Annotated in this window: 13 protein-coding genes; 6 read left to right on the top strand and 7 right to left on the bottom strand. The window is 49.3% G+C overall.

The features are described from left to right. Positions 1-71 precede the first annotated feature (71 nt). From ACN0T0_RS10270 to ACN0T0_RS10290, 5 genes are all read left to right on the top strand, one after another. On the top strand, positions 72-566 hold the full coding sequence (locus tag ACN0T0_RS10270; RefSeq protein ID WP_417225731.1) for a Fur family transcriptional regulator: 495 nt from the start codon (positions 72-74) through the stop codon (positions 564-566). Next, positions 563-1,357 (top strand): zinc ABC transporter ATP-binding protein ZnuC, encoded by a 795-nt coding sequence (gene znuC / locus ACN0T0_RS10275; protein WP_417225733.1) that lies wholly within the window; start codon positions 563-565, stop codon positions 1,355-1,357. Before ACN0T0_RS10270 ends, znuC begins: the two co-directional genes overlap by 4 nt. After that, positions 1,357-2,148 (top strand): zinc ABC transporter permease subunit ZnuB, encoded by a 792-nt coding sequence (gene znuB, locus ACN0T0_RS10280; protein WP_417225735.1) that lies wholly within the window; start codon positions 1,357-1,359, stop codon positions 2,146-2,148. Before znuC ends, znuB begins: the two co-directional genes overlap by 1 nt. 41 nt (positions 2,149-2,189) lie before the next feature. Beyond that, a complete protein-coding gene (locus ACN0T0_RS10285; RefSeq protein WP_417225737.1) occupies positions 2,190-3,476 on the top strand; it encodes an MATE family efflux transporter in 1,287 nt (428 codons plus the stop codon). Between the two features lie 238 nt (positions 3,477-3,714). After that, positions 3,715-4,812, top strand: a complete 1,098-nt coding sequence (locus ACN0T0_RS10290; RefSeq protein ID WP_417225739.1) for a PQQ-dependent sugar dehydrogenase — start codon at positions 3,715-3,717, stop codon at positions 4,810-4,812. A 9-nt stretch (positions 4,813-4,821) separates the two neighbouring features. Here ACN0T0_RS10290 and ACN0T0_RS10295 read toward each other — a convergent pair whose 3' ends face one another. The 3 genes from ACN0T0_RS10295 to prlC form a co-directional block, all read right to left on the bottom strand. Beyond that, entirely contained in the window at positions 4,822-5,409 is a 588-nt protein-coding gene (locus tag ACN0T0_RS10295; protein ID WP_417225741.1) for a DNA-3-methyladenine glycosylase I, read from the bottom strand. 29 nt (positions 5,410-5,438) lie between these two features. After that, positions 5,439-5,696 carry a YheV family putative zinc ribbon protein gene (locus tag ACN0T0_RS10300; RefSeq protein WP_417225743.1) on the bottom strand — a complete coding sequence of 86 codons (258 nt, stop codon included), beginning with the start codon at positions 5,694-5,696 and terminating at the stop codon, positions 5,439-5,441. Between the two features lie 131 nt (positions 5,697-5,827). After that, entirely contained in the window at positions 5,828-7,861 is a 2,034-nt protein-coding gene (prlC, locus tag ACN0T0_RS10305) for an oligopeptidase A (protein WP_417225745.1), read from the bottom strand. Between the two features lie 127 nt (positions 7,862-7,988). Here prlC and ACN0T0_RS10310 point away from each other — a divergent pair, with 127 nt between their 5' ends. After that, positions 7,989-8,525, top strand: coding sequence for a gamma carbonic anhydrase family protein (locus ACN0T0_RS10310; protein ID WP_417225747.1), 537 nt, complete (start codon positions 7,989-7,991; stop codon positions 8,523-8,525). Positions 8,526-8,610: 85 nt separating this feature from the next. Here the strand turns inward: ACN0T0_RS10310 and ACN0T0_RS10315 are convergent, their stop codons facing one another. From ACN0T0_RS10315 to hemF, 4 genes are all read right to left on the bottom strand, one after another. Further along, positions 8,611-10,257 (bottom strand): sulfatase-like hydrolase/transferase, encoded by a 1,647-nt coding sequence (locus tag ACN0T0_RS10315; RefSeq protein ID WP_417225749.1) that lies wholly within the window; start codon positions 10,255-10,257, stop codon positions 8,611-8,613. Between the two features lie 249 nt (positions 10,258-10,506). Then, the gene (locus ACN0T0_RS10320) at positions 10,507-12,882 is read right to left on the bottom strand and encodes a Lon protease family protein (protein WP_417225751.1); all 2,376 of its coding nucleotides are present in this window, start codon (positions 12,880-12,882) and stop codon (positions 10,507-10,509) included. A gap of 83 nt (positions 12,883-12,965) precedes the next feature. After that, a complete protein-coding gene (gene aroE, locus ACN0T0_RS10325; protein ID WP_417225753.1) occupies positions 12,966-13,802 on the bottom strand; it encodes a shikimate dehydrogenase in 837 nt (278 codons plus the stop codon). A 1-nt stretch (position 13,803) separates the two neighbouring features. Beyond that, positions 13,804-14,718, bottom strand: a complete 915-nt coding sequence (gene hemF / locus ACN0T0_RS10330; protein ID WP_417225755.1) for an oxygen-dependent coproporphyrinogen oxidase — start codon at positions 14,716-14,718, stop codon at positions 13,804-13,806. Between the last annotated feature and the right edge of the window lie 45 nt (positions 14,719-14,763).

Raw genomic sequence — 14,763 nt, forward strand, 5'->3', positions numbered from 1 at the left:
TATAAAATTAAGCTGTCATTTAATGAGCGCAAAGTTATAATATAACAATTAATAGATCAACTGGTATTTTTATGGCGTCTCAACACAGCCCCAATGTTGCCTATCAAACCAATCATGACCATAACCACTGCATCACAACAGCCCTCGAACACGCCCAGCAGGTGTGTAAGAACAATGGTCAACGGCTGACAAAAATTCGTGAACTGGTGCTGAAGCTAATCTGGCAAAGCCACAAGCCTCTGGGGGCATATGACCTTTTGCCGGCACTGGCCAAAGCGGGCTTTAACTCTGCACCACCCACGGTTTACCGTGCCCTCGATTTTCTACAGGAGCAGGGGTTAGTTCACCGGCTAGCATCATTGAACAGCTTTATCGGCTGTACTCACCCAGGTCAGCAGCATCATGGTTACTTCCTCATCTGTTCCCTATGTGGCAATACCGCTGAAATGGAATCCCAAGAGTTACAGAGTAGTATTCTGCACTGCGCTAACGCGGCTGGCTTTTCAGTAGAACAAGAACAGGTCGAAATTTTAGGGCGCTGCCCCAACTGTCAGGAGTCCGCATGAGTCTGGTTGATGTCAACAACCTCAGTATTATCTACGGCGAGAATAGCGTTGTTAGCAATGTTTCCATGCAGCTAAGGCGTGGCGAGATCACCACCTTGATCGGCCCTAACGGCGCCGGTAAAACCACCTTAATCAAAGCTATTTTGGGATTAATTACCCCGAGTTCAGGTCAGATTACCCGTTCCGAAAGTTTGCAGATCGGTTATATGCCCCAGAAGCTACATATCGACCCAACCTTTCCGTTAACAGTAGAACGCTTCTTGAAAACCGCCGCGTTTTCCAGCACTCAAGACCGTTTACAAGCCCTAAAAGCGGTCGGTGCAGAGAAGTTACTAAAACAATCGGTACACAGCCTGTCCGGCGGAGAAACTCAACGTGTCATGTTGGCCCGCTCACTGCTACGCAAGCCAGACCTACTCGTACTCGACGAACCCGCACAGGGTGTCGATGTTAACGGGCAGATAGAGCTATATAACCTAATCGCTCAGATCCGTGATCGGTATGGCTGTGCCGTGCTGATGATCTCCCACGACCTGCATTTGGTTATGGCAGCCACCGATCAAGTGGTCTGTCTCAATCATCATATCTGCTGTTCAGGCCACCCGGCACAGGTCAGTAACGACCCCTCCTATATTGAGTTATTTGGCATCCCCGGCGCTGAAAATTTAGCGTTTTATAGCCATCACCATAACCACCAGCATGATCGACGCGGTGAAATCATTAATGCTAAAACCGACATCTCAGAAATACCCGGAGAAAACCATTCGAGCCACTGCGGAGGTGATCACTGATGCCTGATTTTCTGCTCTTTGCTCTCGTTGGCGGCCTAGGTGTGGCTATGATTGCCGGCCCCCTCGGCGCATTTGTGGTTTGGCGCAGGATGGCCTATTTCGGCGATACCTTGGCGCATTCCGCACTGCTCGGCGTTGCCATGGGCGTTCTATTTGATCTTAATGTGAACCTTGCCGTGGTCAGTTGCTGCCTGCTGCTAGCCTTGATTCTTGTCAGCCTGCAACGACAGCATCTAGTGGCCACCGATACCCTGCTGGGTATTATGGCCCACAGCAGCCTATCTCTCGGTTTAGTGGCGATTGCATTGTTGGATGATGTGCGAGTGGACCTGATGGACTATCTGTTTGGTGACTTGCTCGCCATTTCACCGACCGATCTGTACTGGATCTACGGCGGGGGCTGTATCGTATTATTGCTGATCTGGCGACTCTGGAACTCACTCTTAGCCATCACCATCAATGAAGAGCTCGCTCAGGTCGAGGGGGTTCCCGTAGCACGCGTACGGCTGACCTTGATGCTCCTAATCGGCGTCGTCATTGCTATCGCCATGAAGGTCGTCGGGATTCTGCTGATCACATCGTTGCTGATTATTCCGGCGGCGAGCGCCAGACGGCTAGCTAACTCTCCGGAACAGATGGCCATCATTGCCAGCTTGCTAGGGATGGTTGCCGTGGTGCTGGGGCTATACGCGTCTTATCAATTTGATACCCCAGCAGGCCCCTCAGTGGTAGTCGCAGCACTGATTCAGTTTCTGCTGCTGTATTCGTTACCTTTTCGCCGTACCGTATGATTCACTACCTACAACGGGCACGCAAACAGGATCATCAACAGGTGTGGGCACTTGCCTGGCCGATGATTCTGTCCAACATTACCGTTCCCTTGCTTGGGTTAGTAGATACCGCCGTGATCGGCCATCTACCCGATCCGAAATATCTCGCCGCCGTGGCCGTTGGAGCGATGATCTTCTCGATTCTTTACTGGTCATTCGGTTTCCTACGGATGGGCACCACGGGGCTTACTGCTCAGGCTCTAGGTAATGAAGCACATGATCAAAGCCGGCTAGTATTGGCTCAATCGCTGGTGCTCGCAGGCCTAATCGGCCTAACCATTTTCATCCTGCAATATCCGCTGCTGGAAATTGCCCTTAATCTAATCGGCGCAGAACCTGCGGTCACCGTAGAAGCCCGTCTCTATGCTGAAATCAGAATCTTCGGTGCGCCCGCTGTTCTGGCTAATTACGCCTTATTAGGCTGGTTTTTAGGCAATCAAAACACCCGCATCCCGTTAATACTGCTCGTCATCACCAATCTGCTCAATATGTTGTTGGATCTGATTGCCGTCTACGGACTTGATATGCATACCGACGGGGTCGCCCTGGCCACGGTTATCTCTGAATATGCCAGTCTACTGCTAGGCTGCTTTTTTATGCTGCGAATGCAGGCCCGATTGCCCGGCAAAACACCTTGGCTAAAGCTCAAGTTTGTTAGCAATTACTATCGCCTTATCAGCCTTAATCGCTATCTTTTTGTACGGACGCTAGCACTGTTATTAACTTTAGCGTTCTTTACCTCTCAAGGCGCGAAGCAGGGCAGCACCATACTCTCAGCTAACGCGGTATTACTGAACTTCTTTATGCTTATTTCGAATGGGCTGGATGGCTTTGCCCACGCAGCCGAAGCGCTCAGCGGTAAGTTTTATGGCGCCAAAGATAACCGCGGCTTTCACCGGATTATCTCGGCAACCCTTAGCTGGTCGCTGATCACGGCGCTACTGTTCACGCTGTTCTTTTGGGTCGGCGGCAATTTTATTATCGCCTTACTAACGGATATTCCAGAGGTTAGGCAAACAGCCGCCATCTACCTACCCTGGGTGATCATACTCCCCTTGGTCGCGGTATGGAGCTTTCTGATCGATGGTGTATTTGTCGGCACCACTCAGGTTAAAGCAATGCAAAATACCATGTTAATCTCAGTGCTGGCGGTCTTCGCTCCGGTCTGGTATTTCTCTCAATCCTGGGGTAACAACGGCCTATGGCTAGCGTTTCTAAGCTTATTTGTGGCCAGAGGCGTAACCGGTGGCTATGTCTTTTTTAAAGAGTTTAAACCTGAGGATAAATAATGAAAGGCTGAACCGCTCGATACCTGTCATACATTATGATATACCTCCTTCTATCCCGTTCCTCTAATACCACCGAGTAACAAAGGTAAACATTCGACCTGAAGAACGGAATGATAAAAATGATCTTTCTAATAGGAAGATGTTGACCATCTGCCTTTACGACTCTGATAAAGATGGCTAACGCCCTAATCCACGACTATGTTTTCTTTGATGGATTAAACCTTCAAGGACTCATACCATGCGTCAGCTCGTCTCACTAGGCAGTCTAATACTCAGCCTAACGCTCTCTGCACCCAGCACTGCACTTCCTCTCGACCGCCTCAAGCTCGCCGAAGGCTATCAGCTGTCGGTCGTCGCAAAGATAAGTAACGCACGCCAGATGGCACTGGGAGAGCCTGGCAGTCTATTTGTGGGCAGTCGCCAAGCGGGCAAGGTTTACCGGCTGCGTGATACCGATGGGGATGGCATCTATGAGCAACGAGACGTTCTGCTGCAGGGCTTAAATATGCCCAGCGGCATCGCTTATCGTGACAGTCGCTTGTACATTGCCGCGGTTAACCAGTTATTACGCTTAAATAATGCCGATCGCGTCACGGCGCAAACGGCCAACACCGAGCTGATCACTAATCAATTACCCAACATTAGCCATCACGGCTGGAAATACCTCAAGTTTGGCCCTGACGGCGATCTCTACTTCAATCTGGGCGCCCCCTGTAATATCTGTCTCAGTGACGATCCGCGCTTTGCCTCCATTATGAAACTTAACCTCAGTAACAACACTCAAGCTATCGTCGCCCATGGCGTGCGTAATTCGGTTGGTTTTGCTTGGCACCCTGATACCCAGGAACTCTGGTTTACTGACAATGGTCGAGATAATCTCGGAGATGACCGCCCGGATGATGAGCTGAATCGGCTGACCGCACTTGGGCAGCATTTTGGCTACCCCTTTATCCATGCGGGAGACATTCCCGACCCTGACCTCTATCAGCAACAATCATTCAGTGCTTTTCAGCCGCCAGCATTAAAGCTCGGGGCACATGTTGCGCCCCTTGGTTTGACATTCTACCAAGGCGATCAATTTCCAAATAGCGATCAGAATACTCTATTTATCGCACAACACGGCTCATGGAACCGTAGCCAAAAAGTCGGTTACCGAGTGATAAAAGTGGATACATCGGTGACACCGCCCACTCAACAGGTCTTTATTGATGGTTGGCTAAACGGAGAGCAGGCTTGGGGGCGACCGGTCGATGTTCTGACCGATCGAGACGGCAGTCTATTGATTTCAGATGATGCTGCCGGGGTGATCTACCGGGTCAAATATCAACCCGAATGAGTCTCAATTTTAGAGTGAAAAGCCTTCCGCTAGCTCGCGGCAAGGCTGATAACGTAAGCAGTCGACCTCATGGTCATTGACCATCCCGGTCGCCTGCATATAGGCATAACAGATCGTCGGCCCAACAAATTTCATACCCGCTTTTTTTAGCGCTTTGCTCATCGCGCGTGACTGGTCAGTTTCTGCGGGCACCTCGGCATGACTGCGCCAGCTGTTCTGCAGCGGTTTGCCGTCAACAAACTGCCAAATGTAATTGGCAAAACTGCCATGCTTGGCGACCAGTTCAACAAACACCTGCGCGCTTTTGATAGAAGCCTCAACCTTCAAGCGATTACGTACAATACTAGGATCGAGCAACATCTGGTCGATCTTCGCCGCGGAAAATGCCGCCACCGTAGCGGGATCAAAGCCCTCATACTGACGACTATAACCCTCACGTTTTTGTAGAATGGTGCGCCAGCTTAAACCCGCCTGTGCGCCTTCGAGCACCAAAAACTCAAACAACGACTGATCATCGGTCTGTGGCACACCCCAGACTTCATCATGATAATGTTTTTCTAACTCGGTGGATGTTGCCCATGCACAGCGGTGACACATACCCACCTCCTTAGCTAATAACAAACGATTTAATGTTTAGTGGAACTCGGGTTCGATACGAAATTTAGCGGTTGTGCAGGTTCAAGCTCAACCTTACCACCCCGATTAACCCGGGTATCCAACTCACCTTTCGGCTGATCGGACCCATCCAGTGCCATCGTATCGCTAAAATCACACTGTACACATTCACGGTATTCATGGCTGTCATCGCGATACATTTTCAGCGTATCCATCTTGCCACAACGGGGACAAACCGCACCGGCAATAAAGCGTTTTACAATCGTCATATTTTTCTCACAGACTGGCTTAGCACAAAGGCATAGGGACGCCCCTATGCCTTGCATTATGGCCTTGATTATACCCTAAACGACAGCAGCGTCAGCCAAGTGCACTCACAACCCATTTATGGTTCACGGATCTAAGCGGTAATGCCCGAATGACGCAACAACGCCTCGACACTAGGCTCGCGCCCACGGAAGGCGACAAATAGCGCCATTGGTTCTTTAGAGCCGCCCATTTCGAGAATGTTTTCACGGAATGACTGACCCGTTTGCGGGTTAAAGACCCCTTCTTCCTCAAAGCGAGAGAACGCATCGGCAGACAAAACCTCCGCCCATTTATAACTGTAGTAGCCCGCCGCATAACCACCGGCAAAGATATGGCTAAAGCTATGCTGGAAGCGATTAAATTCAGGCGGTGTCACCACCGCCACTTGGCGGCGAATACGATCGAGTACGGTCTGAACTTTAGTGACACCCGCTTTATATTCCCGGTGTAGCTCAAAATCAAACAGTGACAGTTCAAGCTGTCGGACCATCATCATGCCCGATTGAAAGTTTTTCGCGGCCAGCATTTTATCCAACAATGCCTTAGGTAGGGTGTCGCCGGTCTTATAATGCCCGGAAATTAACGCCAACGCTTCAGGCTCATAACACCAGTTTTCGAGGAACTGACTAGGCAGCTCGACCGCATCCCAAGCAACCCCATTAATACCGCTCACATCGGCGTACTCGATGCGGGTAAGCATATGGTGCAAACCATGACCAAACTCGTGGAAGAGGGTAGTCACCTCATTATGCGTTAACAGTGCTGGCTCATCACCCACCGGTGGATTGAAGTTACATACCAGATAAGCGACCGGCAGCTGTAAGACACCCTGATCGATCCGCCGCACACGGCAATCATCCATCCAAGCACCACCGCGCTTTTTCGCCCGGGCGAATGGATCCAAGAAGAAGCGAGCGATCACCTCACCTGCACGACTCACACTGAATAAGCGAGCATCTTTATGCCAACGGTCAAACTCTGTTACTTCTTCAATCTCGATATCAAACAATTTACCAGTGATCTGGAACAGCCCTTCTAGCACCTTCGGCATCGGGAAGTAGGGACGCAACTCCTCCTGCGAAATCGCATAACGGGCCTGTTTTAGCTTCTCGCCATAGTAGGTAAGATCCCAAGATTGCAGCTCCGGCTCACCGAACTCTTCTAGGGCAAAATCCTGTAGTTCTTGATACTCTTTTTCCGCCTGCGGTTTACTCATCTGAGCAAGATCATTCAAGAAGCTAACCACCTGCTCCGGCGTATCGGCCATTTTGGTTGCCAGGCTGTAAGCTGCATAGTTATCAAAACCAAGCAACTGGGCCAACTCAGCCCGCAATGCCAAAATGTCCGTCATTATCTGGCTATTATCCCACTGACCCGCATTGGGCCCTCTGTCAGATGCGCGGGTGGCGAAGGCTTCATACAACTCACGGCGCAGCTCACGGTTATCCGCGTAGGTAATCACGGCAAAATAGGAGGGGAAATCTAAAGTGACCAACCAACCCTCTTCACCTTTCGTCTGGGCTAACTGCTTAGCCGCCGCTAAGGCACTATCGGGTAATCCGGCCAACTCTGTCTCATCACTGATCAATTTACTCCAGCCATCGGTAGCATCCATGACGTTTTCAGAGAACTTCGTGGTCAGCTCGGACAATTTTTGCTGCAACTCGCCATACCGCTGCTTCTCGTCCGCGCCAAGCGCGATACCCGACAGACGAAAGTCCCTCAGAGTATTGTCGATAACCTTGCGTTGAGCCTCATCCAAATCACCATACGCATCACTGTTCGCTAGGGCTTCATAGGCTTCAAATAGCCCCTGATGCTGACCCATTTCGGTCCAGAACTGAGATAGCTTCGGCAAACAGGCATTGTAAGCGTCACGCAGCTCATCACTGTTGACCACCGCATTCAAATGGGACACGGGCGACCACGCTTTAGCCAGCCGATCATGGCTTTCTTCCAATGGCACCACTAAATTATTCCAATCGGGTGCGCCCTGATTGTCCAACACCTCGGCTACCACCGCGCGACAATCGGCCAATAACTGATCGACTGCGGGCTCAACATGTTCCGGCTTTATCTCAGAAAATGGCGGCAACAGATGGTTTTGCAGCAACGGGTTAGACATAGAAAACTCCTGTACAGGGATATAAATAACAACACTAGTTACTAAATGGGGGAGCAATGAGCTATTTTCAATCACTCAACAGTGTTTATTATATAAGCCACACAACGCATCCGACGGAGAGAAGCAGATGAGTATCCGAAGCTATCAGGGCATCACCCCACAACTGGGTCATAACACCTTTGTCGATCCAACGGCAATCGTACTCGGGGATGTCGTGCTCGGTGATGATGTTTCAGTCTGGCCCTTAACGGTGATTCGCGGAGATATGCACCGTATTCGCATCGGCGATCGCACCAGTGTTCAAGACGGTTCGGTGCTACATATTACCCATGCGGGCCCCTTTAACCCTGATGGTTTCCCGCTACTGATTGGCGATGATGTCACCATCGGCCATCAGGCGATGCTTCACGGCTGCACCATCGGCAACCGTGTTCTGGTTGGCATGGGCGCGATGGTCATGGACGGCGCGATCGTCGAAGATGAGGTCATCATTGGGGCGGGCAGCCTAGTGCCGCCAGGTAAAACCCTCAAAAGTGGTCATCTGTATGTTGGCCGCCCCGTCAAAGAGGTGAGACCGCTCACCGAAAAAGAGCTGAGTTTCTTTACCTATACCGCGGGGAACTATGTAAAACTTAAAGATAAACATCTGGCAGAAAAGTATTAACTGGGAACTCGGTTGCCTTGCTCGAAAAAGATAGGCGGGGTATCTGCTTTTCTTTTTCGAGCCACGCCTGTAAGCCTTAGCCTACTTATTGATCCGGGCGATGCGCCGCACTTTTTAACTGTTCATAATCAAGCCCATAAATAATACGCGGCCTAGGCTTATATTGATCAGAGAAAAGGCTTTTCGTGTTATCGATAAGATCACTCTCAATGCCCATCATATCGAGGGCAAAATAAAAGAAACTATCCAGCATTGCCGGCGCAGATTCATTCTGTTTGAGCTGATTCACTCGGCCGCTACGGCTAGAGCTAAAATGATCTGACAGCCATATAACGAACGGTACTTCCACCATGTTCGAGGTGACATTATCAGGGCCGTGGCCTTTGAAGTCGGTAGTGTCAAACACCTCTTCACCATGATCCGCCGTGTACGTCAGGCTATAAAACCCGTTCTCAAGCTGTGCTTGCTCGGTAAGCTTCTCGATAGCGGAATCGATAATCCAATCATTGAATAGAATGGAGTTATCGTAACTGTCGATATAACCTTTCTGGGCGTCAGAAAGCGCATCTTGATAGCCAAAATAGGGGGCGCTATTAAATAGGGAAAAACCTTCAGGGTAGCGTTTGTCATATCTTAAATGGCTACCCATCAGATGAATAAATATGGCTTTTTTCGGTGCTTTTGACGCAATAGCCTGATCGAGCTTGGGCAATACATGGCTATCGAAGCGGTCGATTTCATTGCCATAAAACTCATTACTGATAAATATCGTATGTTTAGCCTGGTGCCCAATGGCCGAGTATGTGCCTCTAAGGGGCTGTTGGTTTGAGATCCACCAAGTTTCGAACCCAGCCAGATTTGCGGCATCAACCACACTCAGAGAGTCAGTATAATCTTGATGATCTAAGCTATCGGCGCTGGTAAGCGTCATTCTTAATGAGGGCAGCGTCTGGGCATAATTAGACACCACATTATCGAAGAGAAGCAGATCGTCTCTTCGGCCCAGCGCGGGGTTTGTTTCCCTTGGATAGCCATAGAGAGACATATGGGTACGACTAGCAGATTCGCCAATAATAAACACATAGGTCTGCGGCAGATCTTCATTATTGGTAAAGGTATATGGCGTATCCTTAGCTAACTGCTCACGCTGCTTAATTTCGTTGTCTAGCGACAAACTGCCCTTCAAAAACTCAGGATAGGCCCCGACAATACCGGGTAAACGCTTAGAATACTTATGCTTTATAACGATGCCATCAACAATCAAAACGCCAAACAGAATAAAAAAACCAACGGCTAGCAACTTATGTTTTTTCTTCTCGCTTAAACCAGGAGCGATAAAATATTTTAGCAGCAAAAAACTAATGACCAGATAAGCAAGAATGATCACCAGTGAAAAGATCGAGAAGTATGACTGGATAAATTCAAACGCTTCTGAGGCATTCGTTTGGGCTATTGCCTCTACCGAAGTTGTGGTGAATATACCTTTAAATTCAATAGCATAAGAAATATCAACGATTCCGGTGAGAGTAAATAAACCACCCAATAAGATAAACGGAAGGCGAAAAGTGATCAGGTACGCCAGCGCCCACAGCATGATTAGCCAACCAACACGGTTTATTAGCTCTCTTTCACTGTATTCGACAAAGATAAATTCGATGACAAACGGAAAAACCAGAATAAAAAGAAAAGTAATCGCGGGATGCGAAGACCACCCTTTTAACTTTACGTCCATGAGTTAAAGCCTAGAGAATATATGTGCGAGGGGTCGTATTCTAATAACGTAGAGTTGGCCCATAATGGGCTGATTTTATTTTGATTACAGAAATATTACAACATCGTTAAGGAACGATATTCATCGTTTATGCGCGAAAACGCAGGCTTCATTAACTAAGTCGCTATGGACTATTTCGCTTAGTCACACCATTCACACCGAGGAATTGGGTAGCGCGACGGCTGGCCATCAACGCCCCCTTTACCGAAGTTACGCCTTAGCTTTGGCGATCTCACGAAGGCGTTTAACCACCTGAGCATTAACCGAACGCTGGGTGAACGAGCCATCTTCTTTCAATTGACCCGCCTTGCGGCCCATAAGTAGTTCTAAGCATTGATCCACCGTGGCAACCCCGTGAATACAGAATTGACCTTCCGCCACCGCATCAACGACTTCACGCTTAAGCATCAGGTTGCGAATGTTGGCTTTGGGAATAATAACCCCTTGAGTACCACTGAGACCTCGGGTTTTACATAGATTGAAAAAGCCCTCAATCTTTTCGTTTACACCACCGATGGCTTGTACTTCACCGTATTGGTTGATCGAGCCGGTAATGGCGAACTGTTGTTTGATAGGAATATCAGTAAGCGCAGAGATCAGTGTACAAACCTCGGCCATTGAAGCGCTGTCGCCATCAACATAACCATAGGACTGTTCCAATGCGATACTCGCAGACAAAGTTAACGGAAAATCTTTGGCGTATTTATGCCCCAAATAACCGGACAGAATCAGCACTCCTTTTGAGTGTATCGGCTGGCCCAGCGTGACTTCCCGTTCAATATCAACAATCCCCCGATTGCCCGGATGTACGGTAACGGTAATCCGCGCCGGAAAACCGAATGACACATCACCCACGCCCAGTACCGTCAAACCGTTGGTGCGACCGGAAGCCTCACCATCGGTATCGATCAAGACCGTTTTATTAAGAATGCTGTCGAGAATCTTCGATGAGATACGGCTGGTACGGCGCTCTTTCGCCTGCAACGCCATTTCTACGTGCTGGTCATTGATGATATCGTCTCGATTGCGAATACGCTTGTAATCCGCCTCACAGAGCAGGTCCACCAGCTCGCCAACGTGAGCCGATAACAGTTCCTGATCTTCAGTCAATCGCGAGCTATGCTCCACCAAGCGGGCGACCGCCTGCCGATTCAACGGTGCCAACCCCTCTTCATCCGCGAGGGTTTTCATCAACCGAGCATAATTACGGATAGTCGCGGGTTCACGTTTTACATCCTCATCGAAATCCACCACCACCCGGAACATTTTCTCAAAATCGTGATCCAGTTCCTGCAACAGGTAGTAGGTTTCCCGAGTACCGATCAACACCACTTTAACGTTCAAAGGAATCGGCTGGGGCGCCAGTGTAATAGTGCCCATACCGGTCATCTCTGACATCGGGTTTTCAATGCGGATCTCATGGGATTTTAACGCCCGCTTGAGGGCCCCGTAGACAAAGGGCTGTTCCAGAAGTTTTTCTGACTCCAACACCAGGTAGCCGCCATTGGCATGGTGCAGAGCACCGGCACGAATCAACTGAAAGTTTGTGCTTAATGCCCCCATCTCAGAGTTGTATTCGATACGGCCAAACAGATTATCGTAGGTCGGATGGGTTTCATAAACCACCGGAGCGCCTTTGGTTTTCTGGTTGTCCACCAGCATATTAACGCCAAAGGTATTTTCCATATATTGCCGTCGGGCAAGATCGGTGCGCGCCTCATTAGGCTTATCTTCTTCGATAATATCCAGGGCATTTTTTACTAAATTAGATTCCAACTGACTTAGATAATCAGGCACCCCAGAAAAATTATGGTATTTCTCACGTAATGGCTGAATCAGAGGGGCCACTGCATTACGGGCAGTTTCACGGTCTAATACCTTCATTTTATCACCGGCTTCGCGACGCCATTTCGGCATGCTTGCCAGCTCTTCATTGAGGTATTCTTCTAGCTTGGCGATATTACGAGTAAATTCATCACGAATATCTTCCGGCAATTGAGAAAAAGCCGCTTCATCCATCCCTTGGCCTTCAGACACCGGCGTGAAGCCGATGCTACCCGCATCCCGATACACGGCGATACTGTGTTCGCGGGCTTGGCTATCGACCTTTTCTATTGCTTGATCATAGAGACGATTAAAATCACGCTCGACCTTACTTTTCTTACGCTGATAGGCAGGGCTTTCAAAGGCCGCAGGCAGCTCAGTGAGAATACCTTCAATAAGATGTTTGATATCCCGCTTAATGATCCAACCCTTACCTGCAGGTAGCTGAATCACCAGTGGATTACGGTTTTCTTCAAAATTATTGAGATAGCACCAATCACTGGTTTTTTTCACTTCTTTTTTAGCAATCGCACGGATGCTTTCGATAGCAAAGGAAAACCGGCCGGTATGAGGATTGCCCATGACAAACATATTATAACCGGGGCGCTTCATGCCGATGCCGAACTCCATCGCTTCGACGGCACGTTCTTGGCCAAAAAAGCCAGCATAGGGTTCAAGGGTTTCAGTTGTTTTGAAAGGCAGCAACTCAGTGTTGCAGTGCCGATACAGCTGGTCGGGGGAGAGGCGGGTCTCTTTTTCCATAACGGATCATTCCTGCGACTGGAGTTGACACCTCTGTTATAACCCGATGAGAAACTCCGCGCAAGGAACGATTGTCATACGACTTACTTCGCTAGGAGCTGATGTCTAAGCTCTTGAATTAATTCGGAAGTATCAGGACGTACACCGCGCCATATGGAAAATGACTCGGCCGCTTGCTCTACCAGCATCCCCAAACCGTCGATCGCTTTTGCCGCGCCATGGGCCTTAGCCCAACGATTGAAAGGGGTAATCTCCGCGCCGTACATCATATCGTAGCACCAAGCACCATCACGTAGCAGATCATCAGGCAACGGAGGCACTTCACCCTGTAAGCTAGCCGCGGTACCGTTAATAACGAGATCAAACTGCTGCCCCTGTAATTCGGCAAAGCTGCACACCTCGATATGACCTAGAGCGCCAAACAGTTCAGCTAATGCCTCTGCCCGGGCAACGGTGCGGTTGGCGATAACTAATCGTGCGGGTTGATGAGCAAGAATAGGCTCTAAGACACCCCGTACAGCCCCACCAGCGCCGAGGATCAGTAGGTCTTTGCCACGAATCTCGCCACCGTTATTACGCCTGATATCCGCAACTAAACCAAGCCCGTCAGTGTTATCACCACACAATTGACCAGCAGCATTACGGTAAAGTGTATTAACAGCACCCGCCAATTTGGCCCGCTCAGAATGCCACTCGGCTTTTTGCCAAGCCTGCTCCTTAAATGGGACGGTGATATTCAAGCCTTTGCCATCACTTTCTGGTGATAAAAAGTTATCCACAGCCTGATTGAAGCCATCTTCCGGCACCAGCACAGAGTGGTACTCTAAATCCTGATCCAGCTGTTGCGCAAAAGCCTTGTGGATAAGTGGCGACTTAGAGTGTTTGATCGGATTACCAAATACCGCATAACGATCCGTCATATTAATCCTCCAACCAGTTCTGCGGTTTAAGGTAATAGGTATAGAGTTCTGCTTCTTCGGAGTCAGGCTCCGGTTTCCAATCATAACCCCAACGCACTTCGGGAGGCATCGACATCAGAATAGACTCCGTCCGCCCACCGGATTGCAGACCGAACAGTGTTCCGCGGTCAAAGACCAAATTGAATTCAACATAACGACCCCGACGGTGCAGCTGAAAGTCTCGCTGAGGTTCGCCATAAGGTATATTTTTACGTTTTTCGACAATCGGACAATAGGCAGGAGCGTAAGCATCGCCAATCGAGCGCATCAACGCAAAGCAGGTGTCAAAATCCGGCTCGCTCAGATCATCAAAGAATAAACCGCCAATACCGCGGGGCTCATCACGGTGCTTAAGATAGAAATAGTCATCGCACCATGCTTTATAACGGGGATAAACATCTGCGCCAAAGGGATCACAGGCATCTTTGGCGGCCTGATGCCAAGCGCGACAATCTTCTTTATAACCGTAATAGGGGGTTAAATCAAAACCGCCACCAAACCACCAAACCGGCTCTTCGCCCTCTTTTTCAGCAATAAAAAAGCGCACATTAGCGTGTGATGTTGGTACATAGGGATTATGAGGATGAATAACGAGGGAAACGCCCATCGCCTGAAAAGTACGACCCGCTAATTCAGGACGGTGTGCCGTCGCAGAACCGGGAAGTTTATCGCCAAACACATGAGAGAAGTTAACACCGCCTTTTTCAACAACAGCACCATCCACCATCACCCGTGTCCGACCACCGCCGCCAGCTTCACGCTGCCAACTATCTTCGACAAAGCTAGCCAGACCATCGACTTTTTCTAGCTGCGCACAAATGTTATCCTGCAGGTTCAGCAGATACTCTTTTACCGCACTGATATCAGGTGCTGACATACTCTCTCCTTTTACTTAACAACAGAGTTAGTCATCACCTACTGC

It is taken from the genome of Amphritea sp. (genome assembly GCF_048266285.1).
Classification (GTDB): Bacteria; Pseudomonadota; Gammaproteobacteria; order Pseudomonadales; family Balneatricaceae; genus Amphritea.

What these genes read in the sequence shown, in the direction of transcription:
- ACN0T0_RS10270 (WP_417225731.1), top strand. Translation starts at nt 72, where the DNA reads ATGGCGTCTCAACACAGCCCCAATGTTGCCTATCAAACCAATCATGAC.
- znuC (WP_417225733.1), top strand. Translation starts at nt 563, where the DNA reads ATGAGTCTGGTTGATGTCAACAACCTCAGTATTATCTACGGCGAGAAT.
- znuB (WP_417225735.1), top strand. Translation starts at nt 1,357, where the DNA reads ATGCCTGATTTTCTGCTCTTTGCTCTCGTTGGCGGCCTAGGTGTGGCT.
- ACN0T0_RS10290 (WP_417225739.1), top strand. Translation starts at nt 3,715, where the DNA reads ATGCGTCAGCTCGTCTCACTAGGCAGTCTAATACTCAGCCTAACGCTC.
- ACN0T0_RS10295 (WP_417225741.1), bottom strand. Translation starts at nt 5,409, where the DNA reads ATGTGTCACCGCTGTGCATGGGCAACATCCACCGAGTTAGAAAAACAT.
- ACN0T0_RS10300 (WP_417225743.1), bottom strand. Translation starts at nt 5,696, where the DNA reads ATGACGATTGTAAAACGCTTTATTGCCGGTGCGGTTTGTCCCCGTTGT.
- prlC (WP_417225745.1), bottom strand. Translation starts at nt 7,861, where the DNA reads ATGTCTAACCCGTTGCTGCAAAACCATCTGTTGCCGCCATTTTCTGAG.
- ACN0T0_RS10310 (WP_417225747.1), top strand. Translation starts at nt 7,989, where the DNA reads ATGAGTATCCGAAGCTATCAGGGCATCACCCCACAACTGGGTCATAAC.
- ACN0T0_RS10315 (WP_417225749.1), bottom strand. Translation starts at nt 10,257, where the DNA reads ATGGACGTAAAGTTAAAAGGGTGGTCTTCGCATCCCGCGATTACTTTT.
- ACN0T0_RS10320 (WP_417225751.1), bottom strand. Translation starts at nt 12,882, where the DNA reads ATGGAAAAAGAGACCCGCCTCTCCCCCGACCAGCTGTATCGGCACTGC.
- aroE (WP_417225753.1), bottom strand. Translation starts at nt 13,802, where the DNA reads ATGACGGATCGTTATGCGGTATTTGGTAATCCGATCAAACACTCTAAG.
- hemF (WP_417225755.1), bottom strand. Translation starts at nt 14,718, where the DNA reads ATGTCAGCACCTGATATCAGTGCGGTAAAAGAGTATCTGCTGAACCTG.